This is a genomic window from Myxococcus sp. CA051A, assembly GCF_013336705.1.
GTDB lineage: Bacteria > Myxococcota > Myxococcia > Myxococcales > Myxococcaceae > Myxococcus > Myxococcus llanfairpwllgwyngyllgogerychwyrndrobwllllantysiliogogogochensis.
In genome coordinates this window covers 334,508-354,741 of record NZ_JABUMS010000009.1, presented here as the reverse complement: position 1 = coordinate 354,741, position 20,234 = coordinate 334,508, and the positions used below count along the sequence as shown (strand labels likewise).

General features: G+C 70.7%; 18 protein-coding genes. 5 read left to right on the top strand and 13 right to left on the bottom strand.

What is annotated here, in order from left to right:
• Positions 1-64: 64 nt before the first annotated feature.
• Entirely contained in the window at positions 65-694 is a 630-nt protein-coding gene (locus HUA74_RS26375; protein ID WP_174456753.1) for a TetR family transcriptional regulator, read from the top strand.
• Positions 695-774: 80 nt separating this feature from the next.
• Here HUA74_RS26375 and HUA74_RS26370 read toward each other — a convergent pair whose 3' ends face one another.
• The 13 genes from HUA74_RS26370 to HUA74_RS26310 form a co-directional block, all read right to left on the bottom strand.
• Positions 775-1,839, bottom strand: a complete 1,065-nt coding sequence (locus HUA74_RS26370; protein ID WP_254614505.1) for a DUF3103 domain-containing protein — start codon at positions 1,837-1,839, stop codon at positions 775-777.
• Between the two features lie 302 nt (positions 1,840-2,141).
• On the bottom strand, positions 2,142-3,152 hold the full coding sequence (locus tag HUA74_RS26365) for a sulfotransferase family protein (protein WP_174456751.1): 1,011 nt from the start codon (positions 3,150-3,152) through the stop codon (positions 2,142-2,144).
• Positions 3,149-3,355: a Nif11-like leader peptide family natural product precursor gene (locus HUA74_RS45870; RefSeq protein ID WP_141646142.1), complete on the bottom strand. Its 207-nt coding sequence runs from the start codon at positions 3,353-3,355 to the stop codon at positions 3,149-3,151. The genes HUA74_RS26365 and HUA74_RS45870 overlap by 4 nt, the downstream gene beginning before the upstream one ends.
• Positions 3,345-3,953 carry an aspartyl/asparaginyl beta-hydroxylase domain-containing protein gene (locus tag HUA74_RS26355; RefSeq protein WP_174456750.1) on the bottom strand — a complete coding sequence of 203 codons (609 nt, stop codon included), beginning with the start codon at positions 3,951-3,953 and terminating at the stop codon, positions 3,345-3,347. The genes HUA74_RS45870 and HUA74_RS26355 overlap by 11 nt, the downstream gene beginning before the upstream one ends.
• Before the next feature lie 31 nt (positions 3,954-3,984).
• Positions 3,985-5,778 carry a diguanylate cyclase domain-containing protein gene (locus HUA74_RS26350; RefSeq protein ID WP_174456749.1) on the bottom strand — a complete coding sequence of 598 codons (1,794 nt, stop codon included), beginning with the start codon at positions 5,776-5,778 and terminating at the stop codon, positions 3,985-3,987.
• An 87-nt stretch (positions 5,779-5,865) separates the two neighbouring features.
• A complete protein-coding gene (locus tag HUA74_RS26345) occupies positions 5,866-7,293 on the bottom strand; it encodes a CHASE2 domain-containing protein (RefSeq protein ID WP_174456748.1) in 1,428 nt (475 codons plus the stop codon).
• A 9-nt stretch (positions 7,294-7,302) separates the two neighbouring features.
• Positions 7,303-8,475, bottom strand: a complete 1,173-nt coding sequence (locus HUA74_RS26340; RefSeq protein WP_174456747.1) for a FecR domain-containing protein — start codon at positions 8,473-8,475, stop codon at positions 7,303-7,305.
• Positions 8,472-10,346: an OmpA family protein gene (locus tag HUA74_RS26335; protein WP_174456746.1), complete on the bottom strand. Its 1,875-nt coding sequence runs from the start codon at positions 10,344-10,346 to the stop codon at positions 8,472-8,474. The genes HUA74_RS26340 and HUA74_RS26335 overlap by 4 nt, the downstream gene beginning before the upstream one ends.
• Positions 10,346-10,720 carry a response regulator gene (locus HUA74_RS26330; protein WP_141646148.1) on the bottom strand — a complete coding sequence of 125 codons (375 nt, stop codon included), beginning with the start codon at positions 10,718-10,720 and terminating at the stop codon, positions 10,346-10,348. Before HUA74_RS26330 ends, HUA74_RS26335 begins: the two co-directional genes overlap by 1 nt.
• Before the next feature lie 109 nt (positions 10,721-10,829).
• Entirely contained in the window at positions 10,830-12,191 is a 1,362-nt protein-coding gene (locus tag HUA74_RS26325; RefSeq protein WP_141646149.1) for a sigma-54 dependent transcriptional regulator, read from the bottom strand.
• Positions 12,188-14,311, bottom strand: coding sequence for an ATP-binding protein (locus HUA74_RS26320; protein ID WP_174456745.1), 2,124 nt, complete (start codon positions 14,309-14,311; stop codon positions 12,188-12,190). The genes HUA74_RS26325 and HUA74_RS26320 overlap by 4 nt, the downstream gene beginning before the upstream one ends.
• Before the next feature lie 152 nt (positions 14,312-14,463).
• Positions 14,464-15,147 (bottom strand): phosphoribosyltransferase, encoded by a 684-nt coding sequence (locus HUA74_RS26315; protein WP_174456744.1) that lies wholly within the window; start codon positions 15,145-15,147, stop codon positions 14,464-14,466.
• 181 nt (positions 15,148-15,328) lie between these two features.
• Positions 15,329-15,613, bottom strand: coding sequence for a hypothetical protein (locus HUA74_RS26310; RefSeq protein ID WP_246137533.1), 285 nt, complete (start codon positions 15,611-15,613; stop codon positions 15,329-15,331).
• A gap of 237 nt (positions 15,614-15,850) precedes the next feature.
• Here HUA74_RS26310 and HUA74_RS26305 point away from each other — a divergent pair, with 237 nt between their 5' ends.
• The 4 genes from HUA74_RS26305 (at position 15,851) to HUA74_RS26290 (ending at position 20,222) form a co-directional block, all read left to right on the top strand.
• Entirely contained in the window at positions 15,851-17,035 is a 1,185-nt protein-coding gene (locus HUA74_RS26305) for an SRPBCC family protein (protein WP_246137534.1), read from the top strand.
• A 202-nt stretch (positions 17,036-17,237) separates the two neighbouring features.
• On the top strand, positions 17,238-18,431 hold the full coding sequence (locus tag HUA74_RS26300; RefSeq protein ID WP_174456743.1) for a sensor histidine kinase: 1,194 nt from the start codon (positions 17,238-17,240) through the stop codon (positions 18,429-18,431).
• Positions 18,406-19,119 (top strand): response regulator, encoded by a 714-nt coding sequence (locus tag HUA74_RS26295; RefSeq protein WP_141646154.1) that lies wholly within the window; start codon positions 18,406-18,408, stop codon positions 19,117-19,119. Before HUA74_RS26300 ends, HUA74_RS26295 begins: the two co-directional genes overlap by 26 nt.
• Positions 19,116-20,222 (top strand): sensor histidine kinase, encoded by a 1,107-nt coding sequence (locus tag HUA74_RS26290; RefSeq protein WP_174456742.1) that lies wholly within the window; start codon positions 19,116-19,118, stop codon positions 20,220-20,222. Before HUA74_RS26295 ends, HUA74_RS26290 begins: the two co-directional genes overlap by 4 nt.
• Positions 20,223-20,234: the final 12 nt, after the last annotated feature.

The window sequence follows — 20,234 nt, the reverse complement described above, 5'->3', positions numbered from 1 at the left end:
GTCAATGTAAGTTGTGCCCAGGTTCGTTGCAGGGCCCCGGGCCCGGCGGTAGGGTCCCCGGCGGATGTCGAGTGAACTGGGGTTGCGAGAGCGCAAGAAGCTGGAGACGCGGCGGCTGCTCGCGGAGGTGGCCACGCGGCTGTTCGCGGAGCGCGGCTTCGACGCGGTGACGGTGGCGGACATCGCGGCGGCGGCCAACGTGTCGGACAAGACGGTGTTCAACTACTTCCCGACGAAGGAAGACCTGGTCCTCAACGGCCGTGAGGAGCACGAGTCCGAGCTGCTCCGCGCGGTGCGCGAGCGCTCCGTCGAGGAACCCGTGCTCGCGGTGGTCCGTCGGCACACGCTGGCCATCGCGGAGCGGCTGAACGCGCTTCCCGCCGAGCGGCGCGCCGCGTTCCGCAAGGTCATCCAGAGCACCCCGAGCGTGCACACCCGCATCCGCCAGATGTCGCTCCAGTCCGAGGAGCAGCTCGCGCAGATTCTCGCGGAGCAGACGGGTGCGTCGGCGGGAGACCCGACTCCGCGCGTGGTGGCGAGCATCATCGGGGTGCTGACGCGACTGGCCTACGGCGTCGTAAGCGGGCCCCCCGGCAAGCGCAAGAGCCACGCGGAGACAACCGAGAGCATCGTCAACGCCTTCGAACTCTGTGCGCAGGGGCTGGCGGCGTACGGAGTCCGCACCCGGCCCTGAGCCTGTCTCCTGGTGAGGGGTCGAGTCGTTCTTCCTCGACCCCTCCAGGCGCCAGGTCGCCTCTGGTTGCCTACGTCCTGCTACTGGCCCGCGATTTCATACGGTCTCAGAGACACCACCGCGTTGCCGCGTGCTCCACCATGGTTGGTGTAGAAGTGGTTCTTCTCCACGGTGTAGTACGAATCAACGTAGTCGTCGTCGTTGCTGAACCATTCACTGGGCATGCGATCCACCAGTCCGCTGCCCAGGGCCACGAGGGCGGAGATCTCCGGATGGCCCAGGGCCGTCAGGATTTGACTCGCGATGGTGAACAGGTGGCTCACCAGCTCTTGATAGTTGGTGTTGTCGTCGTGCTCCATGAGGACGACGTTCGCCGCCGCCCAGCGGTAGCGGTCCCAGAAGATCAGGACCTGGTTGGGCGAGTAGGTCCGACCGTCTTTGTCCAGATAGGGCATGTCGACGATATCCAATTGCGGCTCGTCGCGGCTGGGGTCGACTCCATTGACGATGGCGTAGACCTCCGCGTCACCGGAGATCCAGGGCTCCTCGTCGTCGTTCAGGTAGATGCGATCGAGCATCGTCACCGGCGTGCTGGTCGCCGCCGCGCTGACGGGCTGGAGCGGCATGGGACGCTGGCCGAGAGCCACGAGGCGCTCGCGCATCAGCTTGATGCCGGCGGCCAGGTCTCTCCGCGAGTCGATGTCCACCACCAACACCGGCTGTTCGGGCATGCGGTGCACGTCAAGGTGGTGCACGCCGCCAAGGCGGTCGAAGGCCTCGATGAATCGCCACTGGGAGTCATTCCCATCCGGCTCGTATGCATAGAGGGGTTCAACGCCACGCTTCAGCGCCGGCAGCATGGAAGCACTCGCGAGGCGAAGCTGCAGCAGGCTGTCGAGCTCGCGCTCCAGGCCCTTGCGCTGGCGGATGGTCAGGTCCGCTCGCCCCGCCACGGCCGTGACAGAGGAGGGGGCCGACACCGTGCTCAGCCATTGCTTCAAATCTACCGCCAGGTGCTCGCCACTCAAACGCGAGGCGAGGTCCCTTCGCAGCACCGAGTCCTGCTTCGCCAGCGTCAGCGCCAGCTCGCGTTTATCGGCGGCCAGCGACACGCTGATGCGTTCGCGCGACGCCGCTGAATTCAAGGCAGCGGCTTGAGCTTGGGAAGCTTCGCTCAGGCAGACGAGCAGCGCGACGACCATCCCTATCCGTTTCATTGGATTTTTCCGGTGGTTGAGTGGAGTGATGGGCCAGCGGCCGTATGCGCACGGCAAGTCTGTCCCAGACACAATTGAGCACGGCCCGCACTCCGAAGTCGAACGTCCTCTGGGCTTCGCCCGGTTCCGTTCTCTCCCGCACTTCGTCTGGACTTGTAGGTATAGACAGTGGTCAGCACACGACGACGCAGCAGGTCAAAGCTGGCATGGCCATACATTTCCATTCCGGCTCATCCGCGTGCGGCGGCGTCGCGCAGGCGCTCGGCTTCGAGTGAGTCGTAGACCTCGCGGACCCATCGTTCGGCCATCGTGCGGGAGGTGTTGGAGACAGTCCGGGCCTTGTCCTCGGTGTCATCCGCGAACGGCAGCACGGGGTTCTTCGCGTCGCGCGCGGCGGCGGAGGCCAGCAGCCCTGCCTCGGTGGGCGTCGGCTCCAGCCCGAAGAGGTCCACGAGCTGGGACACCGCGCTGTCCTGGAGCTGGCGGTAGTTCAACAGCCGCGCGGGCCCCTGCCGTTCTCGATAGGCCCGCAGCCCCGCATCACAGAGCCGCGCGAGCACCCGGGCCCCGTATTCCTCCAGCGACAACTCCGCGAGCTGCCCCGACTCCAGGCCGACTCGCGCGGGCTCCAGGACTCCCGGCAGCATGTGCGCGCCCCGGTGCTTCTGGTGCGAGGCCATGACCTCCACCGGGTCCCGATAGAGGAACAGCCACGGCACGCCGGGAAACGCACGCTGGAGCAACGGCAACTCCAGCACGTGCCACGCGTCCAGCTTGAGGAAGACACCGTCCTCCTCGGGATGCCGCCGCTGACCGAGCGCGGCGACCACGGCGCGCAGCCACTCGATGCGTTGCTCGTCGGTGACGTGTCGAAGACGCAGATGCAGGCGCAGGACGACATCCACGGGACTCGCCTCGGACAGCACGATGTGACGAGGCAGTGAGGCCAGGAGCTGCGCGAGCAACGTCGAGCCGCAGCGGGACATGTGGAAGACGAGCCCCTTGACGGGCAACCCCGGCCGCGCGGCTTGTCGCGCCACCAGCGTCTCCAGTGAAGTCTGATGCCGGAAGAGCAGGGCGAACGGATGGCGAAGCCCGCGCTCCAGTGTCTCGTCGAAGAACGGGTCTGTGAAGCGCCTGTCGCCCAGGTGGCACCAGTCGACACGAGGCACCTCCCCATCCACATGGAGGCGCGCGGGAATCCACCCGTCCAGTCGTGCGTCGTCCGGCGCGAGGCTCATACCCAGTCTCCGAGCCAGCTCCGACGCGCGTCCCTCATCAGGTCGCGAAGCTCCTCCGCGGTGAAGTGACAGCCATGCTCCGCGCCCAGTCGTGTCGCCAGGGCGAGGAAGGCCGGCACATCCATCCGCGCTCGCAGTGCCTCCTGGAGTGAGACGTCCTCCAGGACGCGCTGGCGGAAGCGCTCGAAGTCCTCAAGCGACACGGACGCCGCCCTCGCCACCAGGTGCCATGGCCCGAGCGAAGACCTCGCGGAGCCAGTCATCCACCACGCAGTCGAGCACCAGGTGCACGCGGTCCGTGTCCCCGAAGTTGTCCACGCGGTGGGGGAGGTTGAAGTTCAGGTACCAGCACTCGCCGGGCCGCAGGTCCACGCGCTGGCCCGCGAGCACGAAGGCCACGTCGGGATGCGTGACGATGGGGATGTGCAGCCGCACCTCGCCATCCTCGAAGCCCAGGTTGTAGTCCGTGTGCTCGCGGATGTGCGCCCGTGCGGCGAGCTTCAACAGTCGCGCGGAGCCGATGGGACACTGAAACGCCGCGAGCGCCTCGCGAAAGGCCGGGCAGCGCGCGAGCAGCGGCGTGTCCTCGTAACTCTGTCGCGCGGTGGGGTCGGGGTACAGCCGTCCCTCCATTCCGCCCACGGAACGCAGGGGCACGCCGCTCCAGTCGCCCTCGTAGTACCGGGTATTGAAGTGCGGCACCCAGGTCTCCGCTGGCAAACGTGCCAGCTCCTCCTGGAGCCGCACCGCATCGAAGGCGAGGGGCAGTCGGAGTCGGTCGGGCACAGGTGAAGGAGCCATGAGACCCGGTTCTACACCGTTCCCCTGTCCGTCAGCCCGTGCGGGTCCGGGCGCGGTGGTCGGCCTTGGCGCGGGAAAGGGCCGCATGCGCTCGGGCGAGCGTCTCCCGGGGGTCTTCTTCACCCTCGACGGCCACGGCCGCGCCATGGAACTCGAAGGACTCCAGCTCCTCGTGGAGCTGTGCGCGCAGGGCTTCCGTGGCCCGGGCATCCTGACCCGGCAGCGCCACCAGCAGCGTGCCGCCCTCCCATCGCACCGCGAAACCGGACGGCACGCCCACGTCTTCCAGGCGTCGAGCCACGTCGCGCAGCGCGTTGTCTCCCGCGTCGAAGCCGTGCCGGAGATTGAGCCGCCCCAGACCCACCAGGTCCACCAGGAGCACCCCACAGGGCACGCCGTCCCGTCGGCAGCGACCAATCTCCCGCAGCAGGCGCTCTTCGCCCACGCGCCGGGTGGCCAGCCCCGTCAGCGGGTCCACGCGCAACATCCGCTCCCGCTCGTCCTTGGGCGAGACTCCACCCAGCTCGGAGAGCGTCAGGAGCTGCGCGGTGCCGCCCGGAATGGGGAACGGGCGCGCCACCCAGCGAATCCGGCGTGGACGTGGGTGCTCCAGGGCCAGCGTCAGGTGCAGCCCTCGGGATGACTCGGACGCCAGGTCGAGCAGCAGCGAGCGGCCCGACGGGTCCGCCGTCAGCTTCGCCACGTGCTGGCGGAAGTCGTCGAACGTCAGCTTCGGAATGCCCTCCAGCGGCAGGCCGAGCATCTCCGACAGCGCGGCGTTGCCCGCGAAGGGCTGACGCCCCGGCGCCACCAGCAACGTCGCCACATCGAGCGCCTGGATGGCGTCTCGGATTTGCGCCAGCGCGGCGACCTCCGAACGCGAGGGCTCCTGTCGCGAGCGACCCAAATCCCTCGCCTCCATCCGCGCGCGGGACCGCAGCTCCAGGTCGCCCGCCACGCGCCGGGCCAGCTCCCGCAGCGCCGCCAGGTCCTCGGTGCCGAGCACCAGGGGCCGCGTGTCGATGACACACAGCGTGCCCAACACCTCGCCACCCGGCGTCACCAGCGGCGCGCCCGCGTAGCTGCCGACGATGCCGTCGCGCACCAGCGGGTTGTCCCGAAACACAGGGTGGCGCGTGGCGTCCGGAACGACCAGGGACTCGCGGCCCATCACCACGTGGTGACAGAAGGCCCAATCCCTCGGCGTTCCCCTGTCCCGCGCGAGCGCGTGCGGCAGCCCCACATGCGCCTTGAACCACTGGCGATCACCCAGCACCAGCGTCAGCAGCGCCACGGGCACGGCGAAGGCCTGGGCCACCTCGGTGACCAGCTCCTGAAGCTCCGCTTCGGGCGGGCCTTCATCCACCAGTCGCATCGCCTCGATGCGCGCCAGCCGCTGGTGCTCCTCGTCCGGGGTGTTCTCCGTGGGCGTGGAGGGCAGGGGGCGTTGTCCCGCGAGCACGCGTCGCACGGTGTCTCGCACCGTCTCCGCGGGCGCGCGGCGGCTCAGCAGCGAATGGATGCCCAGGGCGTCCTTGAGCTGCCACGCTCGCACGCGCAGCTCGTCGAAGGCGGTGACCACGACGACCTGCGTGCCCTCCGCGTCCTGGCGCTCACGCAGCCAGGTCAGCAGCGTGAACCCGTCCACTCGCGGCAGCGCCAGGTCCGTGAGGAGCAGGGCGGGCGCGCTGCGCTGGCGCACCACCTCCTGCGCCTCCGCGCCATCCCGGGCCAGCACGCCTTCGAGCCCCTCGCCAGCGACGAGGGCGAGCAGGCCAGCGGCTCGGTGGGGGTCGGGCTCGGCGATGAGGGCGTAGCGGGCCATGTCCCGTGGATGCTGCCACGGATGCACGCGGGCGGGTTACAGGGCTGAACCTGGCGGGTTGCTCGGGTGACGCTCGAGGGCAGGGCCCTACCGGGGGTCGCCCGGCGTGACGGAGGTGCCCGGGGAGGATTGGGGGTAGCGGACGAAGAGCCGGCGCAGCGCTCCCCGCTGACGCCCCAACTCCTCCGTGCGCGCCGCCGAGTCCACCAGCAACATCAGCCCCAGTCCCACGCACGCCGGTATCAGCGGCAACACCCAGCCGAAGTCCGCCGCGAGCCAGCCCACCAGCGCGACGTGCACCCCGGCGAGCCCCAGCGCCGTGCGAGCCACGGCCCCCAGCGTGCGCGCGCGTCGGCAGCGCCAGCCGAAGACCAGCAGCAACACGGCCGTCTCCAGCAGGCCCGTGAGGGCCACGATTCCCGAGGAGCGCATCAGGCGGTCCGCGCGCAGGTTGTCCAGCGCGAACGCGTGAATCTCCACGCCCGGCACCGCCACCTGACCCGGGAGCGTGCTCTGTCCGTGGAGTCCCGTCGCCGTGACTCCCACGAAGAGCGTCTTTCCGCGCAGCGCCAGGTCCAGTCCCACCGAGCGCGGATCCGCGTGGAGCACATCCGCCAGACTCACCCGGGGAAGCCAGTCCGGCGCGGGCAGGCGCATCAGCGGCGCGCCGTGGTCGAGGGTCGCCCGGCGCTGCAGGGACTCGCCCTGCTCGGGCATCAGGCGCAGCGCGGTCGCCAGGGCCAGGGAGGGCCAGACGTGCTCGCCCACGCCGACGGCGTAGGGATAGCGGCGGATGACACCATCCGCGTCCACCAGCATGTTCAACATGCCGCTGCCCTGTGCCGCCATCCGCAGCGGGGCGATGCTGCCGGCGACCTCTCGGGCCTGGAGCCGCAGCGAGCCCACGGGCAGCGGCAACGGCGAGCCGAGCGCTCCATCCGCGAGTGGCGGCATCAGCGACACGTCCTCGGTGAGTGCGGCGGCGCCCAGGATGACGCCGCCGTTCTCCGCGAGCGCCTCCGCCAGCCGGGCATCTCCGTCCTGCGCATGAAGCCGGGCTTCCAGGTCCGTCACCAGGGCCGCGCCCGCGGGCTGGTCCGCGAGGCCCGACTCTCGCAGCGCCGCCAACATGTCCTCCCCCAGCTCCAGCGCATCGCGCGAGCCGGGCTGGTCGAACACCACGTCCACCGCTACCGCCGAGGGACGCTGGGCCGCCAGCGCGCGGAAGGCTCGAGCCCACGTCACGCGCGACAGCGGCCAGCGCTCGCCCAGCGCGGACAGGGCCCGGTCATCCACCTCCACCAACACCAGGTCCGCGCTTCGAGGGACTCCCGGCAGGAGCCGGCTCACGGCCTGGTCATACAGCGCGCGTTCGAACAGCCCCGGCGCGCCACCCGTCACCGCCGTTACTCCGGCCAGCGCCAGTCCCACCACGGCCGCCAGTCCGCGCAGCAGCGGCGGGGAAGGGCGAGGCAGGCGCGGGCCTCGCGCGGGCGTCTCGGGGCTCGGGCTCATTCGAAAGTCTCAGGGCCGGAGGTCGAAGGCGAAAATCTTCGACGGGAAGCCGATGAAGCCATCCGCGTCCACCGGCAGCACGCGCCAGAACCACTTGCCCGCGAGGCCCGCCGGCACGGCGAACTCCTGGGCCGGGGACTCGAACGTGCGCACGCCCGCGGCGAAGTCCGCCGTCCGTCCCAGCTCCACGCGGTACGTCTTCGCGCCCGGCACGGTGAACCACTCCAGCTTCGGCGCCGTGGTGAAGCTCCCACCGCGCGGTCCGTTCAGCAGGGGCGCGGCGAGCAGCGGTCGGGGCGGCTCCGGCGCGGCTCCGGGCAGCACGCGAGAGCCCTGGCCTCCGGCCACCTCGACTTCGCCCTTCTCCGCGCCCAGCGCCACCTTGCCTTCGAGCGTCTCCAGGCGACTGCCGCCGTCCTCCTGCGCCGACACCCGGAACTGCGTGCCTCTCACGCCGGCCACCGCGCCTCGCGTGCGCACCTCGAACACGGAGCCGTCGCCCCCGGGCGCGGCGAGGGTCTCCACGGAGCCGCGCATCAGCTCCAGGCGCACCACCCGCTTCGCGTTGGCCCCCAGCTCGATGGCCCCCAGGCGCAGCATGCTGTCGGACAGCACGCGCACCCGGCTCGCATCGGCCAGTTCCAGCTCCGCGCTCGCGTCCTTGCTCGTGTGGAACAGCTCACCGGTGTAGAGCGAGTCACCGACGCCACGGGGGCGAAGCTCGTCGGGAGCGGCGCCCGCGGAGACCTCACCGCTGGCCGCGCGCACCCGGGCCACCCGAGGCTGCGTGGGACGCTCGACGTACGCGAGCTGGAGCTGACCCGGCTCGCCCGGTACCGCGGGAGGCGCCACCGCGGAGACGCGCGTGCGTGACACGCCCGCCGACACCAGGATGTCCGCCGCGGCCTTCGCCACCGCGAGCCCCTGACCGTCCAGCCGCTCCGAGTCGGGCAGCCGCGCGGCCACCGTCACCGCGCGAATGGCGGGACGTGCCGCGAGCGCCTCCGCGACGTGCTTCAAGCAGGCTTCCGTCGAGGGCCCCTTCGGCTCCAGCTTGCGCCCCATCTCCACGCGGCCGTTGACGAAGCGCAGGCCGCCGCAAGGAGCTTCCGCCGTGTCCTGGGCCCGGGCCTGGAAGGCCGCGAGCGCGAACACCATCAGGCAGGGAAGGGTCCGGGTCATGGCGTGGCCTCTTGTGCCGAGGGCTCGGCGGTCTTCACGATGTTGAACTCGACGCGGCGGTTGTTCTCACGACCGCGCGTCGTCGCATTGCTGTCCACTGGCTTCGTCTCGCCGTAGCCCATTGCCTCCAGGCGCTCCGGCGCGATGCCGGCCTTCAGCAGGAACTCCCGCACGTTGTTCGCGCGGCGCTGGGACAGGTCCAGGTTGCTCGTGTCCGAGCCCTGGTCGTCCGTGTGTCCCTCCACGCGCAACCGCTCCAACTGCGGGTTCGCCTTGAGCACCGAGGACACCTGCGCCAGCAGGCTGAAGGACTTGGGCAGGATGACGTCCTTGCCGGTGGCGAAGTAGACCTTCTCCAGGATGACGATGCGCGAGCCTTCCAGCCGCACGCTCGCCTTGCCCTTGTCGGGGCACCCATCCTCGTCCTTCACTCCGTTGATGGCCTCTGCCTCCAGCGGACAGGCATCCACCGCGTCCGGTACGCCGTCGCGGTCATTGTCCGCATCCGGGCAGCCGTCCGTGTCCTCGAAGCCGTCCATGTCCTCGGGCTCCGAGGGGCAGCGGTCCTCCGTGTCGATGAGGCCGTCTCCATCCGAGTCCACCGGCGCGGGCGCCAGCGTCAACGGAGCGCCAGGCGTCGCGGCGGAGGGCTCGGTCGTCGAGGGTGTGTTCGGGTCCTGCTCATCCGGGCACCCGTCCTCGTCCTGATAGCCGTTGAAGGTCTCCGGCTCACCGGGGCACACGTCCGGTCCATCGAGGATGCCGTCGCTGTCGTCGTCTGGATCCAGGCAGTCGTCGTCGTCCTGGAAGCCATCGAAGTCCTCGGGCCCCAGCGCGCACTGTCGCGAGGGCGTGGCCGCCGGTGGCGAGGCCGTCCAGGCCAGTCCTCCGAGCACGCGGAAGCCCGGCGTGCCGTAGCCCCGCGTGAGTCCCGGGCCCGCGCCCAGGTGCGCCGCCAGCTCCTCGGTGAAGCGGTACTTCACCGCGCCGAGCGCCTCCAACGGACGCTCCTCGGCGTTCGTCTCCTTCAGCCCCAGCGCGCCGGACAGGGTGGCCGCCACCGACAGCGCCTGGGTGAGCGGCACCTCCGCGCCCACGCCATACGAGAACTCGTTGCCCACGCGCAGGTTGCGCAGCTGCTGCTCGCCGCGCAGATTCACTCCCACGTTGGCCAGCAGGCGCAGCGAGTCTCCGGCCCACTCGGCCACGAGCCTCGGCTGGAAGGTCAGCCCCTTGGTGCCCAGGAAGTCGGAGCCGCCCCCCGTGGGCAGCGTCACCGGCGCGACGAGGGCCAGGTGCAGGCCGCCTTCCGTCGACAACAGCCGGACCTTCGGCACCAGTCGCAGGTCACCCACGCCCGTACCGGCGGCACCATCCGCCAGCGTGGGCGAGATGGCCGTGGCCGGCTGTGACGTCGTCGTGGAGACGGGGAGCGTCACACCCAGCTCCAGCCGGTCGAACAGCGCCACCGCGCCCATCAGGTCCAGCGTGAGCTGGCTGTCGACGATTCGGTAGACGAACTCGTCGCGGCGAGGATCCAACAGGTTGAGTGGGTTCTCCCCGTAGTTGACCGACAGCCCCACGTTCCATTCGAGGTGCTTGCCCACGCGCGCGCCATGCAGCCCCAGCACGTCGTAGGCGCCAGGGCCCGGCTTGTACTGCTGCACGTCGATGGCCTGCGAGGCCTGCGCCTGCGCCCGGGCCGTGCTCGCTGTCAGCAGCAGGGCGCCCAACAGCGCGAGGACGGTGGGCCCTCGGAGATACGCCGCGTGGCGCGCCAGGGTCCTCGAACTCCGTCCACACGACGCGGGACGAGGTGGGTGGGATTGCACTCGCATGTCCCGACGGTGCCAGAAGGGAACGGCCCACATCAACGGGCCGCCAACAATTCAGAGACGTGCCGAGCCAGCGAGGGCAGGGGCTGAGGCTTGGGCAGCACCAGGTCGACTCCCAGCTCCCGGGCCCGCGCCGTCAGCTCTGGCGACGCGAAGGCCGTGAGCAACACCACCCGGGTGTCCGGTGTGTAACGGCGCACGAAGTCCGCCAGCACCAGGCCTTCCTCGGACTGCGTTCCGCTCAGCCGCAGGTCGCTGATGACCAGGTCATAGCGGCCCGTCGTCATCAGCCCCAGCGCCTCGTCCAGCGCCTGCGCCGAGTCCACCCGGTACCCCGCGCTCGCGAAGAACTGTCCCAACACCCAGCACAGCGCGGATTCGTCGTCGACGATGAGGAGGTTCTGGGACACGCGCCGGCCGTGAGCAAGTCAGGGGCCAGGGGTCCTTCTCACCCGGGCCCCATGACTTTCCCGGCACTTGCGAGCACGGCCGCCCCGCCCTGGTGCCGGGTTTTCCAGATCATGGATCCGACTTCTGGAATCCAGATCTGTTGATTCCCAAACGTTTCAGCCGCTCATAGAGGGAGGAACGGGGGATTCCGAGCCGGAGGGCGGCGCGCTCGACGTGGCCGTTCTCCCGTCGCAGCACGCGCTCGATGTGGCGGCGCTCCAGCTCTTCCAGCGTCAGGTCGTCCTCGACGCGGGCCTCATCGGCGGAGGACTCGAAGCGCAGGTCTCCGCGTGACAGGGGGCCGCCGCCGGACAGCAGCACGGCGCGCTCCAGCACGTTGCGCAGCTCGCGGATGTTGCCGGGCCAGGGGTAGCGCGTCAGCGCGGCCTCCGCATCGGGCTGGAGGCCCACGCCGCCGCGTCCGCGTGCGCCGCCCATCTCCGCGAGGAAGTGGCGGGCGAGCACGGGGATGTCCTCGGTCCGCTCCCGCAGCGCGGGCACGTGGAGGATGAGGGTGCTGACGCGGAAGTAGAGGTCGCTGCGGAAGCGCTTCTCGCGGGTGGCGACGCCCAGGTCCTGGTGCGTGGCCGCGATGAGGCGCACGTCGACGCGCCTGTCTCGCACATCCCCGAGCCGGCGGAAGCGCTTCTCCTCCAGCACCTTGAGGAGCTTGGGCTGGACGGCCATGTCCATGTCGCCAATCTCGTCGAGGAAGAGGGTGCCCCGGTCCGCCACTTCCAGGAGGCCCTGCTTCGCGGCCACCGCGCCCGTGAAGGCGCCCTTCTCGTGACCGAACAGCTCCGAGTCCAGCAGGTCCTTCGACAGCGCGGCGCAGTTGAGGTCCACGAAGGGCGCGTCCGCGCGCGGGCCGCCCTCGTGGAGCCAGCGCGCGAGCACGCTCTTTCCGCTGCCCGTCTCGCCGGTGACGAGCACGGGGCTGTCGCTGTGCTGCATGCGCCCGGCTTCGGCGCGCAGGCCCTGGATGGCGGCGCTGGTGCCCAGGAACGGGTCCACCGTGGCGCGCGCGGTGCGGGACAGGTCGGCGCGAAGGCGCTGTCGCTCGCGGCGCTGGGCCACCAGCCGCTCCAGCACGACCTTGAGGACGGCCAGCTCCACGGGCTTGGTGAGGAACTGCTCGGCGCCTTCCTTGACGGCCTGGACGGCGAGCTCGATGGAGCCGTGCCCGGTGAGGACGACGAGCGGCACGGCGGCGTCGATCTCCTTGAGGCGGGGCAGCAGCTCCAGCGCGGTGCCGTCCGGCATCCGGTAGTCCACCACCGCGACGTCGGGGCGGTGCGTACGGAAGACTTCCTGGGCCTCGGCGAGGCTCTGGGCTTCGTCCACGTCGAAGCCGTGGGCGGTGAGGTAGCCCCTCATGCCCAGCCGGACACCGGGCTCGTCGTCCACCAGGAGGATGCGGGTACGTGTCATGAGGCGAGCGAGTCCAGGTGCAGGCTGACGGAAGGCGAGGACACCGCTGGTAGCAGCAGCGTGACTTCGGCGCCACCCTCCGGGTGATTGCGCAGGCGAATGACGCCCTGATGCTCCTCCAGGATGCGCTGGACGATGGACAGGCCCAGGCCGGTGCCGCCCCTGCGCTTGCTGAAGAAGGGCTCGAAGACGTGAGGCAGGTCCTCCTCGCGGAAGCCCGGCCCTCCGTCCGTCACGGTGCAGCGCACCCAGGCGCGGCCTTCCTCCTCCAGGGGCGAGGTGGCCACCTTCACGGTGGTGCCCGCGGGCGAGTGCTGCACGGCGTTCTCCAGCACGTTGCGGAAGACATGGAACAGTCGACGTGAGTCCATGCGCACCGCCGGCAGGGCCTCCGCGAGCGTCTGCGTCACCGTCACGCGGGACTGCTCCCCGGTGAGCGCGCACGCGGCCAGCGCTTCCTCCACCACCGGTCGCACGGGGCCTTCCACCCATTCGCCCCGGGTGGGGCGGCCGTACTCGAACAGCTCCTGCGTCAGGTGGTTGAGGCGACGCACCTCGCCGCGCAGCACGTCCAGGTACGGGGCCAGCTCCGCGCGAGCGCCGACGGTGGCCTCCACGGCGTCCACCACGGCGGAGATGGAGAAGAGGGGGTTGCGGACCTCGTGGGCCACGCCCGCGACGATGGCGCCCATCGCGGCCATCGTCTCGCTGCGGCGCAGGCTGGCTTGCAGCTCCAGCAGCCGCGTCACCTCGGTGGCGACGACGATGATGCGCGAGTCCTCTCCGCCGACCTCGTCCACCCACGCGGCGGCCAGCTCCCACGTGCGGCGTGAGCGCGGGTCCTTCACCTCTCGGATGAGGCTGCCATGCGTGCGGCGAAGCTCGTCCACCAGCGGCAATGTGCTGGACCAGGGAGGCTCGCTCGCGACGGTGGACAGGGGCTGGCCGGAGGGGTCCAGCCCGCCGAACAGGATGCACGCGGCGGCGTTGAGGCTCTGGATGGTGCCGTCCGCGCCGAGCACGACGAGCGGCGAGGTGACGGCGTCGAACGTGCGGCGCCACTCCTGGGCGGAGCGACGGAAGCTCTCATGGAGGCGCTGGCGCAGCTCGTCCGCGAGGTACCGGTCGGTGATGTCGGTGACGACGCAGCCCACGTGCAGCTCGCCCTGGTTGTCCTTCGCGGAGGCCGCCGCGCGGCTGCGGACCCAGCGCACGCGGCCGTCGGCGCAGATGAGGCGGTGCTCCAGCTCCACCTCGGAGCCGGGCGCGAGCGACTCGATGCGGGCGCGGTAGCGGGCGCGGTCCTCGGGGTGGATCATCTCCGCCCAGAGAGGCGGCGGGCCGCCACCGGGGCCGGGCTCGGCGAACGCGGACGCGGGATAGCCGGTGGTGCGCTCGATGACGGGCGTGCAGTAGAAGTCGCGCAGCGCGCCGTCGCGCAGCTTGCCGCCCCACAGGTAGTCGGGCAGCGAGCGCGTGAGCACGTCGAGGAGGCCCTCGTGTTCCTGGAGGCTCTCCTCGGCGCGCATCCGCTCGGTGAGCTCCGAGAGCGAGGCGATGACGCCCAGGACATCGCCGCCCGTGCCGCGCACGCGCGAGTAGCTGCCGAACCAGAAGCGCGGTTCGCCCGGCGCGGCGGGGGTCTCCACTTCGAGGCAGGTGTCCTGGACGGGCGCATCTGTCTCCAGCGCGCTCTTGAGTCGCGGCGCGAGGAGCCGACCCAGCTCTGGCATCACCTCCGACACGTGACGGCCGAGGTGTCCTCCCGCGGGCAGCCCGTTCATCGCCGCGAGCGCCGCGTTGACGTGGATGTAGCGCAGGTTCCGGTCGAAGAAGGCGAAGCCCACCGGGGTGACGTCCATGATGGCGTCGCGCAAGGCGCTGGAGTCACCGGCGCTGCGCAAAGCGGCGTCGCGCTCGCGGCGGGTTCGCTCCCGGGCGTGCGCGAGCAGCAACGCGGGAGTGCCGGCACAGGTCAGCACCAGGGCCGCGGTGGTGAGGACACGGGGCAGGGGGCTCGCGGCATCGGGGCTGGCCCAGGCCCACTCGATGAGAGCGGCGAGCGCGGTGGCCATGAGGACGGCCAGCAGCATCTGACGGCGGGTGGGGAACTCGTGCATGGGGGTGTGGGGAGCGCGAGCCTAACCGGAATCGAGCCCGCCACCGCGCCACCGGAGCTTGGGACAGGTGCTCCCGTTGTTCGGTGAGCAAGGGGGCGGGTCCTCGATGCTCCTGCCACATGCGGGTCTGCGAGGACCGCGAGGGCGCGCACTCACCCAGGGGAAGGGTGCGCCTCTGCCACGGACGACTCACGCGCGGCGCGCTCCAGGAGGTCCCTGACCTCCGCGTCGGAGGTCTGCTCGAACTGGCGATACCAGAGGCCCACGGCGAAGAACGGCTCCGGGGTCCGGACGCACACCGTCTCGTCCGCCAGCGTCGCGAGGTCCTCGCAGGTCTCCAGAGGTGCGACGGGCACGGCGACGACGATGCGAGCGGGCCCTTGCTTCCGGAGCGCGGCCACGGCGGCGCGCATGGAGGAGCCGGTGGCGAGCCCGTCATCGACGAGGATGACGTTGCGTCCGCGCACGTCCAGGGCGGGTCTTCCCTGTCGGTAGCTTGCCTCGCGGCGTTCGAGCTCCCGGCCTTCGCGCGCGGCGACCGCGTCGATCTGCTCCGAAGGGATGCCCACCTCCTCGATGACCTCGGGGTTGAGCACGCGCACGCCGCCGGTGGCGATGGCGCCCATGGCCAGCTCCTCGTGTCCGGGCGTCCCCAGCTTGCGAACGACGAACACGTCCAGCGGAGCACCCAGCGCGCGCGCCACCTCGTAGCCCACGGGCACTCCACCGCGCGGCAGGGCCAGCACCCGGGTTTCAGGGCGGTGGCCATGATGCGCGAGACGCTCCGCGAGGGCTCGACCCGCCGTGGAGCGGTCCTGGAACGCAGGTCCCTGCATGCGAAGCTCCTTGTCCGTGTGCCTCCTGGCGCACTTCTCCCCCTTGAAATTGGGCACGAGCGAACGAAGAGGAACGCCTCGCCACTTGTCGCCAGCCCGGAGAGAGGGCGAGGTCGTCGCGGTGTCCGCTCGCCCGTGGCCCTGGCACATCGAGTGGCCACCCAGACAGGCGGCCCCTGGCTCAAGTGTCCTGGGAGCCCGGTTCGCCCGCGATGATGGTGGGCATGCCCGGCTGCCCTGGGGGCGGCGGGTCATGGATGCCAGGCGGGGTGATGTCGGGCGGCAACGGCGGCTCGATTTCCGGCGGCTGACGCATGGGTGGGTCCTGCTCGGGAGGATTCCGCGTCGGCGGCTCGCGCTGGGGATGCTGGGGGTCGGGTTCCTTCACGGGATTGTTGGGCGTCGGCTCGCGCGTGGGAGGCAATGGCGACGGCGGTCCGGGAATCGGCGGTTGCTGCTGGGGCATGCGTGTGGAGCTCCTGAAGAGGTCTGCGACTGTCCGTCCGCTCAAGGTGTGCATGCCCGGGCAGGCGGGCACCGTCCCGCCCATCTCCCGAGCGGGGCCTCGTGCCCTCCCGGGCTCCAGGGGTGACGAGCGTCCCCTCGGGGCCTGGAGCCGTCGGCCCGTGGCTGCTGCACCGCGGCAAGAGCGCCTTCACGTTCCCCGGATGGGGCTCATCAAAAACCGAACAGGAGGCACGACATGAAGGCAGCCTTTTGGGGTCTGGGAGGTCTGGGGCTGGGTGTGGGGTTGATGTACTGGTCCGACCCGCGCAGTGGTCGCTGGCGCAGGTCCCACCTGCAGGGCAGGGCGGTGCATGCCGCCCACGAGGCCGGAAGCGCGGCGGGGGTCGTGAAGCGCGATTTGACCCAGCGCTCGCGGGGCTTGTTCCTGGAGTCCATCGGACGGTTCCGCTCGGAGACGGTGGATGACGTGACGCTCGCCGAGCGCGTCCGGTCGGCGCTGGGCCGCGTGTGCTCTCATCCCGGATCCGTGAAGGTGGCCGCGCGTGATGGCGTGGTGACGCTGGAGGGCTCCCTCCTGCTCGAGGAGTTCAAGCGCGTCATTCCGTTCATCGGTCGCGTGCGCGGCGTGCGCGGCGTGGAGAACCGGCTGTTGCCCTTCGCGGAGTCGGGCCGTCAGTCCGAGCTGCAGGGCGGCGTGGCACGGCGGGGACCCACCCGGACGTTCGGTTCGGCGCACTGGTCGCCCTCCGCGCGCTTCTTCGGCGCGCTGGGTGCCGTGTCCCTGGCTTCAGGGGCCATCCAACGCGGAGGCGTGCTGGGCGCGTTGCTCGGCGCGGGAGGCCTGGTGCTGGGGCTGCGCGCGCTCAGCAACCTGGAGCTGCGTCGGCTCACCGGCATCGGCGTGGGGGCTCGTGCCATCAACCTGCACAAGGACATCACGGTGAATGCGCCGGTGGAGGAGGTCTTCGCCTTCTGGGATGCGATGCAGAACTTCCCGCGCTTCATGACCCACGTGGACGAGATTCGCGTCGACACCGACGGGCGCTCGCACTGGAAGGTGAAGGGCCCCGCGGGCCTGCACTTCGAATGGCAGGCCGTGGTCACCCAGCGCGTGCCCAACAAGCTGCTCGCGTGGAAGAGCGTGCAGGGCACGTCGGTGGAGAACGCGGGCGTCATCCACTTCGAGCCCACGCCAAAGGGGGGCACGCGGGTGGACATCCGCCTCGCGTACAACCCGCCCGCGGGCGCCATTGGCCACGCCTTCGCGCGACTGCTGGGCGTGGACCCCAAGCGGCAGATGGACGATGACCTGCTGCGCCTGAAGTCCCTGTTGGAGCGCGGCAAGGCCACGGGGCGCGAGACGGTGACGCGCGAGTCGCTGTCGCTCGGGCGCGGGGGGCGGGAGTCGCTGATGCACTGACGCAGGTGGAGCGGCGAGCGAGCCGCCTCGGCGCCCACACGTACAACTTCGCGCAGGATTTGCGCACCCTCGGCCCCGAGTCGATGGGTGCGCATTTCTTGCGCGCTCCCGGGTCGTCCATGCCCTCGTGTGGCTGGCTCGGTGCTTGCTTCGGAGTTCCTCCTCCGATGCGGGGCGAGCGGTTAATCTGGGCCCCGACACCATGGCGGAAACCTTGTTCGAGGAGCTGAAGCGGTACGTGGGCTTTGGAGCGCGGGACGAGCAGTCACTCGTCGGCCTCCATGCCATCGCGCATCCGCATTTCCCCCGCATCGCTCGCGTCTTCTACGACCGCATCCTGGAGCACGAGGGCGCGCGTCGGGCGCTGGAGGGCGGCGAGAGCCAGGTGGGCCACCTGCGCGGTACGTTGCAGGTGTGGATGGACCAGCTCCTGCGGGGGCCGTGGGACGAGGCCTACTTCGCGCTGCGCTGCCGCATCGGCCGCATGCACGTGCGAATCTCCCTGCCGCAGCACTACATGTTCGGGGCGATGAACGTGTTGCGCCAGGAACTCAACGCCATCATCGACTCGGCGTACCTGAATCAGCCGGAGACGTTGCACGGCGCCCGCGCGGCGCTGGGGCGCATCCTGGACCTGGAGCTGGCCATCATGCTCCACACGTACCGCGAGGACCTGCTGGCGCAGCAGGCGCGCAACGAGCGACTGGCGACGTTCGGTCAGCTGGTGGGCTCCATTGGCCACGAGCTGCGCAACCCGCTGGGCGTCATCGAGACCTCGCTCTACATCCTGCGCAGCCGCGCGGGTCCGGTGGTGGATGAGCGCACGACGAAGCACCTGGACCGCATTGGCGAGCAGGTGGGCATCGCCAACCACATCGTGTCCGACCTGCTGGACATGATTCGCGACCGACCGCTGCAACGCCAGGAGGTCTGGCTGGACGAGGTCTGGCAGGAGGCCCTCAAGGCCGTGGCCTGTCCGGAGGGTGTCATCGTCAAGACGGAGGGACTCGTCTCGCTGCCACCGGTGCACGGGGACGCGGGGCAACTGCGTCAGGTGTTCGTCAACCTGTTGGAGAACGCCGTGCAGGCCTTGGAGGAATCGGGGGGCGGCGTGTCGCTGGTCGGTGCCGTGCGCGAGCCCGGCCAGGTGGAGCTGGTGCTGGAGGACACGGGCCCTGGGGTCAGCGAGGTCATCCGGGGACGGCTCTTCGAGCCGCTGATGACGACGAAGGCCCGGGGCATCGGCCTGGGCCTTCCGCTGGTCCGGCGCATCCTGGAGCGCCACGGTGGCACCATCACCTATGCGCCGCGCCCGGGAGCGGGTGCGCGCTTCGTGATGCAGCTCCCCAGCTCGCCCGAGGAGGGCCCCCATGCGACGCTACCTCCTGCTGGATGACAACCGGGCGCTGGCGGAGAACCTGGCCGAGATTCTCCGGGACGAGGGCCACCAGGCCACCGTCGTCAGCTCGGGTGACGAGGCCCTGCGCGAGGTGGGCGCCACGCGCTTCGATGCGCTGGTGACGGACATGCGCATGCCCGGCATGAGCGGCGCGGACGCGGTGCGACGCATCCGCCGCGTGGACCCGGGGCTCGCCGCCGTCGTGATGACGGCCTATCCGCGCGAGGACGATCTGGCGACAGCTCGGCGCGAGGGACTGCTCGCGGTGCTGCCCAAGCCCGTGCCCATCTCCACGCTGATGGGCCTGCTGGCCAATGCGCGGCGCGACGGACTGGTGGTGGTGGCGGAGGACGACCCGGCGCTGAGCGACAACCTCTCCGAGGTGCTGCGCGCGCGCGGCTTCTCCTGCGTGACGGTGTCGTCGGTGCTGGACGCGGACCTGCTCTCATGCGCGACGCCATTCGCGGCGCTGGTGGACCTGCGCATGCCGGGCGGGCCGGATGGAGAGACGCTCCGGCGGTTGCGGGCGCGCTACCCGAGCCTGCCCACCTTCGTCATGACGGCGTGGCCGGACCTGGCGCCGCTGGACGTGGGCGTGGATGTATTCTCCAAGCCCTTCGACACGGGGGCGCTCATCGGCGCGCTGGAGACGAGGTACGCCGCGCGCCCCGGGGCCACGCCATGAGCGAGCCCCTTCCCCAGCCTCCCGCGCGAGTGCTCGTCGTGGACGACAACGCGGCGTTCCTCGACAACCTCGACGAGCTGTTGGGAGACGCGGGCTATGCGGTGCGCGCGGCGTCGACGTGCCGCGACGCACGGGAGAAGGCGCGCGAGGGCTTCGATGTGGCGCTGGTGGACCTGCGCCTGCCGGATGGTGACGGGACGGCGCTGGCGGCGGAGCTGAAGGCGGGAGCCCCGGACTCGGAGGTCGTGCTGCTCACGGGCTTCGCCACGCTGGAGACGGCCGTGGCGGCGGTGCGCGCGGGCGCGTGTGCCTACCTGATGAAGCCGTGCGCGCCGCGAGAGCTGCTCCTCACGCTGGAGCAGGCGATGCGGCAGGTGCGGCTGCACGCGGAGAAGCGCGAGCTGGCCCGGCGCGCGCAGGTGACGGAGAAGCTGGCCGCCGTGGGGACGATGACGGCGGGGCTTTCCCACGAGATTCGCAACCCGCTCAACGCCGCTGCCTTGCAGTTGTCCGTGTTGGAGCGGCGCGTGCGCAGGCTGCCGGATGGACAGCAGGGCACGCTGCTGGAGCCCCTGCTGCTGGTGCGTGACGAGATTCGCCGGTTGGACCACATCCTGGAGGACTTCCTCCAGTTCGCCCGTCCTCGGGAGTTCCGCCCGGGCTCGGTGGACGTGAAGGTGCTGGTGCGCCGCGTGGTGGACCTGCTGAGCAGTCAGGCCGAGACGCGGAAGGTGACGCTGACGCACGGTGTGCCGGAGGCGCCGTTGCCCGCGCTGTCTGGAGAAGAGGAGCGGGTGCGGCAGGTGCTCATCAACCTGTGCCTCAACGCGCTGGAGTCCACGCCCGCGGGAGGCCGGGTGACGCTGACCGTCGGCGCGGACGAAGCGCGGGTGTGGATCACCGTGGACGACTCGGGCCCGGGCGTCCCGGAGGCCATGAGGGATCGCATCTTCGAGCCCTTCTTCACCACCAAGGCCCAGGGCTCGGGACTGGGGCTGCCCATCGTCCACGCCATCGTCACGCAGCACGGCGGGACGCTGGAGGTGGGCGCGGCGCCCGGAGGTGGGGCTCGTTTCCTGCTGCGCTTGCCGGTGGCGCGGTAGCGGACCCGCGCG

Excerpts from the sequence above, each read along its gene's own strand:
- HUA74_RS26300 (WP_174456743.1), top strand. The coding sequence starts at position 17,238 with ATGGCGGAAACCTTGTTCGAGGAGCTGAAGCGGTACGTGGGCTTTGGA.
- HUA74_RS26315 (WP_174456744.1), bottom strand. The coding sequence starts at position 15,147 with ATGCAGGGACCTGCGTTCCAGGACCGCTCCACGGCGGGTCGAGCCCTC.
- HUA74_RS26325 (WP_141646149.1), bottom strand. The coding sequence starts at position 12,191 with ATGACACGTACCCGCATCCTCCTGGTGGACGACGAGCCCGGTGTCCGG.
- HUA74_RS26320 (WP_174456745.1), bottom strand. The coding sequence starts at position 14,311 with ATGCACGAGTTCCCCACCCGCCGTCAGATGCTGCTGGCCGTCCTCATG.
- HUA74_RS26290 (WP_174456742.1), top strand. The coding sequence starts at position 19,116 with ATGAGCGAGCCCCTTCCCCAGCCTCCCGCGCGAGTGCTCGTCGTGGAC.
- HUA74_RS26340 (WP_174456747.1), bottom strand. The coding sequence starts at position 8,475 with ATGACCCGGACCCTTCCCTGCCTGATGGTGTTCGCGCTCGCGGCCTTC.
- HUA74_RS26365 (WP_174456751.1), bottom strand. The coding sequence starts at position 3,152 with ATGAGCCTCGCGCCGGACGACGCACGACTGGACGGGTGGATTCCCGCG.
- HUA74_RS26345 (WP_174456748.1), bottom strand. The coding sequence starts at position 7,293 with ATGAGCCCGAGCCCCGAGACGCCCGCGCGAGGCCCGCGCCTGCCTCGC.
- HUA74_RS26295 (WP_141646154.1), top strand. The coding sequence starts at position 18,406 with ATGCGACGCTACCTCCTGCTGGATGACAACCGGGCGCTGGCGGAGAAC.
- HUA74_RS26350 (WP_174456749.1), bottom strand. The coding sequence starts at position 5,778 with ATGGCCCGCTACGCCCTCATCGCCGAGCCCGACCCCCACCGAGCCGCT.
- HUA74_RS26355 (WP_174456750.1), bottom strand. The coding sequence starts at position 3,953 with ATGGCTCCTTCACCTGTGCCCGACCGACTCCGACTGCCCCTCGCCTTC.
- HUA74_RS26305 (WP_246137534.1), top strand. The coding sequence starts at position 15,851 with ATGAAGGCAGCCTTTTGGGGTCTGGGAGGTCTGGGGCTGGGTGTGGGG.
- HUA74_RS26335 (WP_174456746.1), bottom strand. The coding sequence starts at position 10,346 with ATGTGGGCCGTTCCCTTCTGGCACCGTCGGGACATGCGAGTGCAATCC.
- HUA74_RS26310 (WP_246137533.1), bottom strand. The coding sequence starts at position 15,613 with ATGCCCCAGCAGCAACCGCCGATTCCCGGACCGCCGTCGCCATTGCCT.
- HUA74_RS26375 (WP_174456753.1), top strand. The coding sequence starts at position 65 with ATGTCGAGTGAACTGGGGTTGCGAGAGCGCAAGAAGCTGGAGACGCGG.